This is a genomic window from Legionella wadsworthii DSM 21896 = ATCC 33877 (assembly GCF_000701265.1).
Lineage (GTDB): Bacteria > Pseudomonadota > Gammaproteobacteria > Legionellales > Legionellaceae > Legionella > Legionella wadsworthii.
The window spans coordinates 719617-732230 of record NZ_KL370759.1 but is presented as its reverse complement, the minus strand read 5'-3'; the positions used below and the strand labels follow the sequence as shown (position 1 = coordinate 732230).

Genomic DNA, 12614 nt, shown 5'->3' with positions numbered 1-12614 from the left:
GGGGAAATTTAAATGTCTGAAATTACACAAGAACAAAATATAATTCATGCCGGTGCAACAGGATATGAGCCACTTGAAATGGGAGCTGCCCGTATTCACGTTGATGACAAACGCATCATCAACTGCCGCGCCGATTTAAATCAATTAGTTCCTTTTAAATACAAATGGGCTTGGGATAAATATTTAACTGCTTGTGCAAACCATTGGATGCCGAATGAAATCAATATGAGTGCTGACGTAGCACTCTGGAAAGATCCTAATGGACTTACTGAAGCCGAACGTTTAATTATTAAACGTAATCTAGGATTTTTTTCCACAGCCGATTCACTGGTCGCTAATAACCTGGTACTCGCTGTTTATAGGCATATTACAAATCCAGAATGCAGACAATACTTGTTACGTCAAGCATTTGAGGAGGCACTGCATACTCATGCTTATCAATACATTATTGAAAGTTTAGGGCTTGATGAGGCAGAAGTATTTAATATGTATCGTGAGATACCATCCGTAGCGACTAAAGCTTCCTGGGCATTACCCTATACCCAAAGCTTGGGTGATGAGATGTTCCATACTGGGACTATTGAAAATGATCAACGATTGTTAAGAGATTTAATTGCCTTTTACGTTATCTTTGAAGGAATTTTCTTCTACGTTGGCTTTACGCAAATTCTTTCAATGGGACGCCGAAATAAAATGGTAGGAACATCTGAACAATTCCAATATATTTTACGCGATGAATCCATGCATATGAATTTCGGTATTGATGTCATTAATCAAATTAAAATCGAAAATCCACATTTATGGACACCAGAATTTAAAGAAGAAATGATTCAATTAATTCGCAAAGGTGTGGAACTAGAATACCAATATGCTAAGGATACTATGCCCCAAGGTATTTTAGGAATGAATGCTGAGATGTTTGAAGAATACTTACACTTCATTGCAAACCGTCGTTTAAACCAAATTGGTTTACCCGAACAGTATCCTGGTGCCGAAAACCCATTCCCCTGGATGAGTGAAATGATGGACTTGAAAAAAGAGAAAAATTTCTTTGAAACCCGGGTCATTGAATATCAGGCTGGAGGCACACTAAGCTGGGATGATGAAAATTAATTTTGCTATAAAAACTTATATTAGGTAAGGGTTTCCCCCTTACCTATGTCAATTTACATTTATTTTTCCTTTCATTTAAACAACAACTCTTATAAAAACATCTTGATTTTCATGAAAGAAAGATGAAAATTTTTTTCCCTATAGTAAAATCGAAAACAGTCGAATGATTAATTCGATGAGATTTAGAATGACTTCAAAGAGTTCCATAAAATAAATCGGTATAACAGGAGGTGATGTATGACCAAGAAAAAGGAAGAAGATACCAATTATAGTTTTTTACTCAAATGTATGGCAGCATTAACTGCCGCTTCAATCATCACGGCAGGAATTATCATTGCAGCGACATTGAAGTCTGCCGCCCTAGCTACAGCTGCTTTCACAGGGCATACCCTAATTGCCTCGGCTTTTATTTTTACACCGGCGTTCCCCATTGCTTTAATTGCGATAGGGCTAGTTTTCGTTCTACCTTTTTTATTTGCTTGTAACAATAATACGAGTACGACAGTAACGGCCACACCAAGCTACAGAAATTATGATAGATACAGTTTTTATACTCCCCCATCGTTTTACTATCCTGGTCATTATGATTCAGGAAGTGTGATATATACCAGTGTCAATCACGCACACGAACATCCTGGGTCTTCGGGAACGATGCATGGACATGATACCAACATCCATGAACATAATAGCCATAAACATGGTCACTATTAAATTTTTCTTCCCTGTTTAGGTGGAACAGATAAAATCCTTGAAAAACAAAATCCTGCGGATCCATGTATTGTGCTATATTTAAACCATATTGATCAATATATAGACCGCATTGGATTTCTAACAAGGAGAGTTATAAAATGAACAGAAAATTTCTCACCGCCTTATTGTTCACAGTCACTACAGCTGCTGTGGCTGACAGTGTGATAATACAAGAAACTAAAACCTGGAAAAGTGTTCCTGTAACGATAGACCAAACTGCTCACACTTATACAACCGTTGAGGGACCAGTGCCTACAGGTGATTATTATTATAGCTATCCGGGCTATCGTTGCATCACCGTACAAAAAACCCTTGCTGGTGAAGTGGTATATCATAATGCCTCCGGAAATAGTATTTATTGTTATCCTGAATAAAAGCGGGATAGGTATGAGGATTGCATCCAGAATTCAATGAAGCAGCTGGTGATGCTCCTGCATTTCTGCTTCATTCATTGTTCAATAAAATTTTTATATTACCATTCCATTCACTTGGCTGTCCCAAAGCTTTTTAAAATAACTTTGTTGATTGTTAATGAGATCATTGAATGTTCCCTCTTCAATGATAATTCCTCCTTCCATGACAACGATTCGATCCATATGTCTTATCGTAGATAATCTATGTGCAATAGCGATCACGGTTGCATTATTTTGTTCCAGCATGGCATTAATTGATTGTTGAATTTCTTGCTCAGAGAGTGAGTCTAGACTTGATGTCGCCTCATCAAGGACCACAATAGATGCATTTTTTAAAAAGGCACGAGCAATCGCAATTCGTTGACGCTGACCACCAGAAAGCTTCACTCCTCGCTCCCCTACTAGTGTGTCATATTGTTCAGGAAGGGACTCAATAAATTCGTCGATATTCGCCATTGCAGCTGCTTTCTTAATTTCGTCAAAGGTTGCATTTTCTTTTGCATAACCAATATTTTCTCCTATAGTACGGTGGAAAAGCATGATATCTTGAGGAATAAGGGCTATTTGCTCACGTAAAGAATCTGAAGTAAATTTGGTAATGGGTTTATCATCAACCAAAATTTGGCCTTCCACTGGTTTGAAGTTTTTCAACAACAAAGAAATTAAAGTGGATTTACCTGCACCCGAATGCCCCACCAGACCAATTTTTTCTCCAGGCTTAATCATTAAATTTAAATTCTTAAATACAGTGGAGCCTTCACTGTAAGAAAAAGTGAGCTGGCGAAATTCAATTTTACCCTCTTTAATAGAATAGGCTTGAGCCCCAGGAGCATCCACCTCCTCATGAGGCATGGATAAAATGCCAAAAGATGATTTAAAATCTCCCATTTCTTTTAAAAAATCACAAAGACTGCCAAGCAGTGTCCATAGATCAAAAGAAATAGTGATTGCGGTCAACATAACGAATAAGAAATCACCGGTAGAAATGAGCGCATGAGTACGAAGATAGATCATGAATATAAATACGGAAATGAGCATGAACCAGTATAAGACTGACCCGACAATATTAAATTTGAAGTCATATTTATAGAGGGCAATTTGGCGGGGAACATAATCACCTGCCATAAGCTCTTGGATTCGGCAATGCTCGGACTTTCGTTTTGCAAAATAAAACAATGAGAAAATATTGGTAATATTATCTGAAAAAGAGCCTATCACCTGGTGTTTACTTTCAGCCATGTGATTGGAAAGTTTGTTTAATTTGAGCGCCATGGGAAGCATTATGGACATGACTAAGATGCACCAGGCAAACATGAAACAAAACACAGTGAAATTTACAATTAAAAGGACGAAAACGGAAACAACCACCACGCAAAAGTGCTTTCCAACAATATGATGTATATTGGCAAAAACGCTGTCATATCCATCTAAAAGACCTTTTAACTTACTAATTACCGTACCACTTGGAGTATTTTGAAAATATTGATAGGAGTGGTATTGCACATAATCGTATGCAGAAGACAGTAATCTTTGACGCGCAAACGGTTCGGCCTTCCACTCAGCATAATCACTAATTCGCCAAACAACATCTAAGGTTATTTGTGCTGTAATAAAGAGCACCATAGGAAACATTAATTGATGGTAAGAAGTAATCGACTCACTGGAAAATGCATCAACTAAAAGTTTAAACGAATAATTATTGGCAAATATATAAAAAGCAGTGAGCACGGGAGCCTGCAGCATTAAAACATACCACCAACGATATGGTTTGATTACCTGCCATAAAAAATTCCAGGCGGACGGAAATGGATATTTTATGTCAGTGGTATTCATCATGATACTCAAAATAAAAAGTGAAACAGTATATCATAGAAAAAACAATACAATGCTCATAATTAAACCATTATTCCACTCCATAAAAAACGAGCATTTATAAAAATAATCCCAGTTGTCATTTTTCAATGATAACGGTAGACTTACATCTTTATTTTAGTCCCGGTGGCACAGCTGGATAGCGCAGCCCCCTCCTAAGGGGCAGGTCGGAGGTTCAAATCCTCTCCGGGACGCCAATGAAATCAATTAATTGGAATAATTCTCTCTGTATTTTTGGCAGCTAAACTGAGCTAAAAATGTCTCCTTTATAAACAAATGCAAGCTAATTTAAAACTAATCTTTCGCGATTTGATAATTTATATATATATCTCTAATATTATTAATATTTGGTTTTTTTAGAATAATGATATGAAAAGAGTTTATAGATTGGGATTTTGGAGTGAAACACGGGATGATTCTGTTCGGCAAATACAAAATTTACCTAACATTATTGCAAATAGTTGCCTTACAATCGCACCCCTTAAATCTGTTGATGCGAATGATTCAATAGGGAAGAAAATTTATTCAATCATACTCCCTGCTCTACAAGTTAATACTGAAACGGCTTCTTTACAAATTACAGGCCTACAATATGCAAAAATTGCTGAATTAACTGTAAACTCTAAAAAGAGTTCTCAAGCGGGATTAATTGATCTGGATTTATATTTTATTTCTTATAGTGGGGATATTCATAAAGAGATAAATTATTTTTTCTTAATTGATAAGAACAATGAAGTAGCTGGTTATACTCATTTTAGTTATCTAGAAAGTTCTCCACATTTAGTTGAAGCCTATTCTAATCTTGGCTTTGTCACTATTGATTCCATTGAGTCGTATAGAAAAGACTATCCGTTAGGAACGTTACTTTTTCAAGCCGTCTTTGAGCAAAGCTTAAATGCAGGATGTGAAGGACGAATTAGTCTTTTTTCAGCAAATAAAACTGGTGGATTTTACTTTAATCTTGGACTTACTGCTCTTAAAGAGTCTATTTTTGATGCCCTATATTATGAAGGGCAGAAGGAAGTCGATGGTGGAATTATGTTTTTAACTGACTCAGCCATTGACGCATGGCAAGAAAGAGCGAAAGCACAACCACTATTAAAAAATACAACATTAATAGAAGATAACAAGGTGAATACTAAGGTTTTTCAGACTTGAGTACAAACTGCGACCCATTCCTTGTCTTAATAATTATTTTAAACTAAATGATTCACTACTGGTTATATCTTCTGAATAATCCCAATCAAACCAATTGTCTTTATCATTTTGGAATTTACTTAAAGAATTCGTTGCCTGCATCTCTTGCACAACAGACCTGAAGGTTGCACTGTATTCTTCGTATCGATCAAAATGCGCATTCAGTGATTTAATATTTAGGTAAGAACTGTATTTCAATTGATCTCTTTGAGAGCCTACTTCCATTTCTAGTAAAAATAAATTCCAGTTAATTTCTTGCATTTTTTTGATCTCGATAGGTTCGAACTTATCATTCTTAAGCGAGGCAAGCACTAAGTCTCTGCACTCATTAACACGTGAATGTAATTCTATTGCGTTCTGAATTAAATGAACGTATTTTTGCTTTAGATTTTTTTCAATTGGAGTGAACATAAATAATTCCCGGATGAATATTGTAATTCATATTATGAAGAAATAATATGAATAAACTATGAAGTCTGATACGTATAATTTGCACTACGGCATTTTCATTTCAGAAAATTAAAGCATGGTGATAACTTCTATGTTTTATCAAATATAGTCATAAGCACAAAACACAGCAGATGAGAATAGACATGAAGTAACAAAGGATAACTTTAATAACAGAACCATTTCTATTGTATATTCTAAAATTTCACTTATTAATTATTTTTTTATAAATATTCTTAGGATGGGATACGACTTCTGTTTCTTCTCTATCTTTTTACAATTCAAATTTATTATGGGACATAATCTACTCATAACTATTTACATCAGTAGTCTCGAAGATTTTCCAGCAGGAGGTTGCTCTTTGGATTGCAAAGAAAACATTTGTCCAAGCACTAACTCACCCGCCTCACTCATCTTACCCATAATTTTTTCATTGCTTAGTATATCAACTAGAATAACTGGGCGACTGGTTGCAATCTCAATAATGTCATTATCAGTAAGCAAATTACTTAGTTCAAAATTGTTTATAAGAAATTGAGCAGTTTCATCATGCATCTTGGCCAATTGTACTAAAGCAGTATTACGATCATGGAATTTAATCCATAATTCAGGTGTTTTTAAAATAGCATTAGCTGCTTCTGGATTAATGCTGGCCAAAATAAAGAGACGTAAACCGCCTATATTTGCACGGGGAATAATCAAATCAGCTGTATGAGGATAAATTTTAATAATATTTTTCAAGCCTTCAAAGTTCATTCTATTGACGAGTAATGTTTCCTGGAGAATAACTTTCGCTATTTTTTCATTGGATAAAGCAATTTCAGATAATTCTTCAGCACTGAATTGAATAGCAAATTCTATATTTTTAAATAGTGAGCTAATTTTTTCGGGATTTAACCTTGCCTGCTCAAGCAGCTTAACCATCATGTTTTTATTTTGTATTACAGCATCAAGACTAATATTATTGTTGTTGTTATTGGTATCATTTGTATTCTCTGTTTCGATTTGAGTACAATATTTTTTGGCATCACTTATACTTAATCCGCATATTTGTTTTACTGCATCTTTTGGAGAATGATTTCTTACCTGGATCAGATGTTCTAACATTAAAACATGAGCTTTACCAAAACAGATTCCTAGGCGATGAAACTCTCTTAAGTAATCTCCCCTTACTCCTAATTCCTGTAATTTTCTCATATGCTTTAGAATACTTTTAGGCAGTTCATTCATTTCCTTTAATGCATTCAAAGGGGTAAAAGCTTTTTCTTCAATGAAATAGCGCATTAAATCAAGATGAATTTGAATAAATGGAGGGGTATTGCAATACCCGCTTAAATCCTTTTCAGTGAGACCTATCTCTAGATATTTTTTTAACGCTTCTTTTTTCCAGACATTTAAAGAAAGAGAGCTATCGGTCAATTCAATAGATCTATTCGTATCCTGTTGTGAATCGTATTTTTTATCTGAATTTTTACTCGTAAAGAAACCTAAAGGTGTGCGTAATTTCAAATAAGAAGTAGAAGGCACATTTATGTTGGGCGTTTCCTTTTCAAAAGACGATTTTAATTTTGATAGTTCACAAGTTCTTCTCTGTATTTCATTACTTACTAAAGTGAGAAGACTTTCATGGGTCACTTCATTGGAATTAACTTGAATTAAGCCTAGTGGAAAACTGATTTTCTTATTTCGAATATCTTCTTGAATTTGAGATCCATCGCTAACTGGACGTGAATAGATGTATATAAAGCAAAATTTATTTTTTAAATAATCATAATATTCTTGCCCAAATTCTTTTAGTAAAAATTTCTGGATGCCTTCCGTATGCCCTAGTCCATGTCTTCCTATGGTTGGCTTATTACTTTTAATGTATTCTTGCGTAAATAAGGAATCTCTTAGAGGAGTTAGTGTCGATATTATATTTGCAAATTCTCCCACGTTTGGCATGTCAATTGCTTTATACTCTATATTTTCTACTTTAAAAAATGAATATAGCTGCACTGATTCCAGATATCCTCGATATCGTTGGGCTAAGTTATTCACAGCTGAAAAAACTTTATTGATCGGTAAATTGCTCTTTAGGGCGAAGGTTATAATATCTTTTTCATTTTGAATATCTAAACCCATTTTTTTCATCTTCTCTGAAAGTTGAGTGTAGTCAGCGATGTACTTAGTCGTTTCTTTATAAACACTCTCTAGTGTTTCTCCTTGGGGTAATTCTTCATAAAATCGTTTATAACCTAATTTAGCCAAACTCGGGAAAAGAACGTTTAAGGCAGATATATTTGCAGGATCCCAATGATCTTCAACAAATATTATTGTGGGAAGATATCTGGCATGTTGGCGAATTGAGTCTAAGTCGATAATTGATTTTTCTATTTTTCCCAATGACATATTGAATCTCTCTTGTCTCAACTAGTCTCTCTCTTCAAGCAGTCCCGCTGAGTTATTTATTAGGTTTATGCCTATATTATGTGCAGTATGCCTAATGGGCAATCCCGTAAATTTTACGGGGTATCATTTCAGATTAATCTTTATAATTTTCTTTATGAAATCATTTATTCAGGTTATTTAAGAAGGCAAAAGGGTCATCATTTTTCTTTCAGGAGAGAAAGGCTGCTATATAAAACCTTTCTGATGTTATAAAGGATTTTTAAAATCTCAAATTAATTGCATTCATATTTATACAAACATTTAGGGGAGTCGTTCTGTATAGTAGAGGGGCCCATTAGAACTCAAAACCTAGATACTCTAACGTTTTATCAATAAGCTCTGCTTTTGAGAACACACCTAGTTTAAGTTTGATATTGTTCAAATACTCTTCAACTGTTCTAGAGGAAATTTTCAACTCTGCTGCAGTTTGTTTTGATGATTTCCCCCGAAGCGCGAGCTTTAAGCATTCCAACTCCCTTTTGGATAAATAAATATTATCCAATTGTGCACCTGGAAGAATTTTTGTTGTATTATTAAGCAAACCTAAGTTTGCTATATGCATTAGAGATTGGGAAAGCGGTTGTTTTCCAAGCATCACTGAAAAACCAAACATGCCAAGGATATCATTATTATCGCCATATAAAGGAAATTTAAATGACAATGCTTGATATTGAATTTCATCAATAAGGTTTCCTTCTTCTTCAATTATCTGCTTATTCTTTTCACGAAGCATTTTAATATCTTTATTAAAAACATACTGCGCAAGTTCGCTGGAAAAAAAATCGAAAACTGACTTTCCTTTCCCAGCAGAAACAGAATTAAAGCCACATGCTTCCGCATTCAATTCATTTGTTTTCTGAATAACAATATCAAGGTTATCGAAGTAACTACACATAGGTAATTTTAAAAGGCTTTCAATTGTATGTTCCGTATATCGACCTGAGTCCAATTTCATTTTTTTAACATGGTCTGGTCTCAATAACTTAATACCATTACCAAAGCGATATACTAATAATTCATCGCTGAGATCCATAACAACTCCATAGAAAACCATTGAATAGCCAAATATTATACAATGAAGACATAAATATTCCAATTAGACTTTCATAAGCTGGCTCCAGAATTAGGTTGGAGTATGACCGTGAAGACATGATTTATTGAGGATTTATAAATTTTGTGAGGGATAACAGTGATTCTTATCCATAAATTTCAGCTGTTCTTCTTGGGCTTAGAGTATTAAATCGAATTCATAAATTTTGTGTGATAGGAATGAATTATCAACGAAAACGCGCCAATCAATGGAACATCTTGAGTGTGATGTATTAATTGAATAATAGCTATTTTTTCCATCTTTAGTTCTAAAACAAAAGGCTGATCCTCCATGAAGCAGCAAACATTGATCACCTTGATTTTTTGTAATCGATGTGACATTGGCATAATGTAGGTGTCCAGTACAAACAATATGAATGGGGCTGTCTTTTAAATAAGTTAAAAATTCTTCTGCATTTTTTAAAGGATGGTGCATACCCGAAAAATAATGCAGATTATGATGAAAAAATAGGATATTCAGTTTTTTTGATTTTTCAGAAAAATGGTTTTGTATATGCCTTAAGGTCTTTTGACTTAAAATACCATTTTTGGCCAAGTAAGGTGTGGCGCTGTTTACTCCCAAGATTGAAACTTCCTCATTACTAAAATTTGTCTCCAGCTTTTCCGAAATATATTTTTTATATTTTTTAAAGGGGTAAAGAAACCGGTAATAAGCATTATAAAAAGGTATGTCATGGTTGCCTGGAATAATAAGGGTTTGAGCATTGATGTGCTGAAGAAAATCTGAAAATTGTTTGTATTGATGGGAGTGGGCTCTTTGAGTTAAATCCCCTGAGATGATAATGATGTCCGGTTTCAGTTCTTTCATATCCTTTAGGAAAGATTCAATAATCAAAGGATTATGCATTCCAAAATGAAGATCGGATATATGTATTATTCTCATGATGTTTTCTTCAAAAGTGTTAAAGAGCTGGGTATTATCCGATATCGCAGGGGCGTGTTGATACTAATCGCATCACCATCAAGAGAAATGCTCACTTTTTTTACGTGATCAAAATGGATTTCAATTGGATCTTTTGACTTAATTTTCTCGAAATATTTTTTACTTGAAAATAGGCTTTGTATTATTTTAAATAACTGTATCTTACCTTGTTTGAAATAATAAATACCTAAGAGTGATTTTCGCAAACTCTCTCTTTCAATTGTTGTGGGGAACTTATATGTATATAAATTATTGCTGATCATCAAAAAAGATGTGCGTAAAGAAACATCTAAATTTTTGCCTTTTAATGTAAGGGAAAAAACAGGATGATTTTTAAAGCTTTCAATAAATCCAGGTAAATAGCTTAACCATTTATTATATTTTTTTGTATATTTATCCCTTTTTTTTGCAAATTTTGGATAAAAACCAATAGAGGAGTTGTTTATAAAAATAAAATCATTCACCTCTGCTACGTCCACTTTGATGGTTTTAAGTTTTTTTAAACTTTGAATTATTTCTTCGACGCTTCCAGGTAAATCGAGTTCTTTAGCAAAATGATTGAGCGTCCCTAAGGGAAGTATACCTAAAATGACTGGGGTATTGACGCAGTAGTGAGCAGCTGTCCTTATCGTTCCATCCCCACCACCTACTAGAATGGTTTGATGCTTCCTGATACATTTTTTTAGGGTTTCCGGTAATTTTTGTGGAGAAACATCATAAATCTTGTAAGGAATACCCGCATTGTCAAAGCCTTTCAAATAGGACTCAGCCTGTGAGGAATTTTTAGCTTTTTTATTTATAATAACAGCAATGGCATCCATCTATTCTCCCTTGGCTTTTTAAAAAGGAACATGAATGAGTAGCTTTTATTCGATTTCTCCATTCTTTTGGCTCAAATGGCTCGACCTGAAAAATTCATTACATTAAATTAAAAGATTTCTTTTGGAATTAGTCAAATAATTTTGGTAACTAGACAATCAAAGGCTTGTCTTTATTCTTGAGTTCCAAAAATCTAACAATTACAATCCATTCGAAGTGAACTGAATTGGACATACCTTTAGAAAGAATATTTGGATGATTCCTATAAAGCCGTATCATAATAACGGTTTTGACAAACTTTTCATTTCACTATCTTTAATGCTATGGAAGGTACCGTAATTTCATAAGGGCTATGATTAAACAGAACTACCAAAAGTTCGACCATCATTGAGGGAAGCATCCAGAGTTTCAGTGGTTGCGGAGGATTTTCTCTCTTTATTCATAGATTCTTTCATTGAAGTCATACTTGATTTAGATAACTCAGTGGAAAAGCGTTCATAAAAACCGGCCCATCCTTTGGCCACTGAAGTTTGTCCCATAGTGCTCACTGTGTCAATTAGTCCTTTTCCTTCCTTGAATCCCTGGTGCATGCCTTCGAATAATCCTGCAATGCCACTTATTACAGCTTTTGCATAAGCTTTCATCGTCAGGTAAACTTTTTCTCCTAAGTTTTTTGATGAATCATCTAAAAGGGCATTAAAACTAATTGCAGTTTTTATTACATTCTCACCTAGTTCTGCCAGTAATTTATAGTCTGCCCTGTCATTGCCAGTAAAGAATTCATTTACTTTATGCATAAGCTCCAATCCGCCATTAAGGAGTCCATAGCCGCATATAGTCAGACTTAAAACCTTAAGTGATCCCAATTTCTGAGAAAGTGTTTCTTCATCATCCTGATCTAAATTTTGCTCTATACGGGTTAAATAATCTAGAATCGTTCTTGATACATGGTTTCTTACATCTGCAAAATCTGCGGGAATTTTTAATTCATTGGATGCATCTAAATTGCCAGTTATTTCCCGATCCTTGCGGATACTATGAATTAGCTTAGTCAATTTATCTTTTGTAGTCATAAAAAACATTTCCTCATCCAACGATATGTTCAATTATAACAAAAAGCTACAATAAAATTTTAAGTATCAGGATATTAATTGTAAAGATTATACAAATTTACTTCAAACGTAAGCTCATCCAACAGTACTAGATTCTCATGACGAGATCAGGAGCATTGTTTTCCACATGAACAACCATCTCTTGAATCAATTTTAGCGTTTTCGCTGAATAATCTTTATATTTCTGAATTGAAAAATCGGTAATATGAATATTTTTTAAAAGTGCCTCATGTAAAGAGGGAATATGCTTTTCTTGAATACCAGTTTCTAGCAAGCACAGAGAAGTAATAATTTTATTTTTTTTTATAATTTGAAACAATCTTTCAAAATCATCATCTTCCATACTCATATTTGAAAAATCAGCATCTGTAAAGCGAGGGTCATTTTTTTCAAGAGATGTGAGTAACATATGAGGAGAACGCATGATTC

At 34.2% G+C, this 12614-nt stretch carries 12 protein-coding genes and 1 tRNA gene; 5 read left to right on the top strand and 8 right to left on the bottom strand.

Annotation, left to right across the window (positions count from 1 at the left end; all coding sequences use genetic code 11):
• Positions 1–12 precede the first annotated feature (12 nt).
• The 3 genes from BU07_RS0109370 (at position 13) to BU07_RS0109360 (ending at position 2237) form a co-directional block, all read left to right on the top strand.
• Positions 13–1113, top strand: coding sequence for a ribonucleotide-diphosphate reductase subunit beta (locus BU07_RS0109370; protein WP_031565452.1), 1101 nt, complete (start codon positions 13–15; stop codon positions 1111–1113).
• Between the two features lie 237 nt (positions 1114–1350).
• On the top strand, positions 1351–1824 hold the full coding sequence (locus BU07_RS0109365) for a hypothetical protein (RefSeq protein WP_031565450.1): 474 nt from the start codon (positions 1351–1353) through the stop codon (positions 1822–1824).
• Positions 1825–1961: 137 nt separating this feature from the next.
• Entirely contained in the window at positions 1962–2237 is a 276-nt protein-coding gene (locus tag BU07_RS0109360) for a hypothetical protein (RefSeq protein ID WP_031565448.1), read from the top strand.
• Between the two features lie 93 nt (positions 2238–2330).
• On the opposite strand, the gene BU07_RS0109355 is transcribed toward BU07_RS0109360, so the two are convergent.
• Positions 2331–4112: an ABC transporter ATP-binding protein gene (locus tag BU07_RS0109355; protein ID WP_242601868.1), complete on the bottom strand. Its 1782-nt coding sequence runs from the start codon at positions 4110–4112 to the stop codon at positions 2331–2333.
• A 156-nt stretch (positions 4113–4268) separates the two neighbouring features.
• On the opposite strand from BU07_RS0109355, the gene BU07_RS0109350 reads away from it, so the two are divergent.
• A tRNA-Arg gene (locus tag BU07_RS0109350) sits at positions 4269–4345 on the top strand.
• Between the two features lie 172 nt (positions 4346–4517).
• Positions 4518–5306 (top strand): hypothetical protein, encoded by a 789-nt coding sequence (locus tag BU07_RS0109345; protein WP_031565445.1) that lies wholly within the window; start codon positions 4518–4520, stop codon positions 5304–5306.
• A 33-nt stretch (positions 5307–5339) separates the two neighbouring features.
• Here BU07_RS0109345 and BU07_RS0109340 read toward each other — a convergent pair whose 3' ends face one another.
• The 7 genes from BU07_RS0109340 to BU07_RS0109310 all read right to left on the bottom strand — a co-directional run bounded on the left by BU07_RS0109340 (position 5340) and on the right by BU07_RS0109310 (position 12609).
• Positions 5340–5756 carry a hypothetical protein gene (locus BU07_RS0109340; protein WP_031565443.1) on the bottom strand — a complete coding sequence of 139 codons (417 nt, stop codon included), beginning with the start codon at positions 5754–5756 and terminating at the stop codon, positions 5340–5342.
• Positions 5757–6110: 354 nt separating this feature from the next.
• Positions 6111–8183 carry a hypothetical protein gene (locus BU07_RS0109335; RefSeq protein WP_031565441.1) on the bottom strand — a complete coding sequence of 691 codons (2073 nt, stop codon included), beginning with the start codon at positions 8181–8183 and terminating at the stop codon, positions 6111–6113.
• 334 nt (positions 8184–8517) lie between these two features.
• On the bottom strand, positions 8518–9318 hold the full coding sequence (locus tag BU07_RS0109330) for a helix-turn-helix transcriptional regulator (protein WP_133134458.1): 801 nt from the start codon (positions 9316–9318) through the stop codon (positions 8518–8520).
• A 132-nt stretch (positions 9319–9450) separates the two neighbouring features.
• Entirely contained in the window at positions 9451–10215 is a 765-nt protein-coding gene (locus BU07_RS0109325) for a metallophosphoesterase family protein (protein ID WP_031565438.1), read from the bottom strand.
• Positions 10212–11075 (bottom strand): diacylglycerol/lipid kinase family protein, encoded by an 864-nt coding sequence (locus BU07_RS0109320; protein ID WP_031565436.1) that lies wholly within the window; start codon positions 11073–11075, stop codon positions 10212–10214. Before BU07_RS0109320 ends, BU07_RS0109325 begins: the two co-directional genes overlap by 4 nt.
• Before the next feature lie 354 nt (positions 11076–11429).
• Entirely contained in the window at positions 11430–12146 is a 717-nt protein-coding gene (locus BU07_RS0109315) for a hypothetical protein (protein ID WP_133134459.1), read from the bottom strand.
• 127 nt (positions 12147–12273) lie between these two features.
• Positions 12274–12609, bottom strand: coding sequence for a hypothetical protein (locus tag BU07_RS0109310; protein WP_031565431.1), 336 nt, complete (start codon positions 12607–12609; stop codon positions 12274–12276).
• Positions 12610–12614 lie beyond the last annotated feature (5 nt).

Bases quoted from the DNA above. Each gene is read 5' to 3' on its own strand.
- BU07_RS0109325 (WP_031565438.1), bottom strand. From the start codon at position 10,215: ATGAGAATAATACATATATCCGATCTTCATTTTGGAATGCATAATCCT.
- BU07_RS0109365 (WP_031565450.1), top strand. From the start codon at position 1,351: ATGACCAAGAAAAAGGAAGAAGATACCAATTATAGTTTTTTACTCAAA.
- BU07_RS0109360 (WP_031565448.1), top strand. From the start codon at position 1,962: ATGAACAGAAAATTTCTCACCGCCTTATTGTTCACAGTCACTACAGCT.
- BU07_RS0109320 (WP_031565436.1), bottom strand. From the start codon at position 11,075: ATGGATGCCATTGCTGTTATTATAAATAAAAAAGCTAAAAATTCCTCA.
- BU07_RS0109345 (WP_031565445.1), top strand. From the start codon at position 4,518: ATGAAAAGAGTTTATAGATTGGGATTTTGGAGTGAAACACGGGATGAT.
- BU07_RS0109355 (WP_242601868.1), bottom strand. From the start codon at position 4,112: ATGATGAATACCACTGACATAAAATATCCATTTCCGTCCGCCTGGAAT.
- BU07_RS0109310 (WP_031565431.1), bottom strand. From the start codon at position 12,609: ATGCGTTCTCCTCATATGTTACTCACATCTCTTGAAAAAAATGACCCT.
- BU07_RS0109370 (WP_031565452.1), top strand. From the start codon at position 13: ATGTCTGAAATTACACAAGAACAAAATATAATTCATGCCGGTGCAACA.
- BU07_RS0109335 (WP_031565441.1), bottom strand. From the start codon at position 8,183: ATGTCATTGGGAAAAATAGAAAAATCAATTATCGACTTAGACTCAATT.
- BU07_RS0109340 (WP_031565443.1), bottom strand. From the start codon at position 5,756: ATGTTCACTCCAATTGAAAAAAATCTAAAGCAAAAATACGTTCATTTA.
- BU07_RS0109315 (WP_133134459.1), bottom strand. From the start codon at position 12,146: ATGACTACAAAAGATAAATTGACTAAGCTAATTCATAGTATCCGCAAG.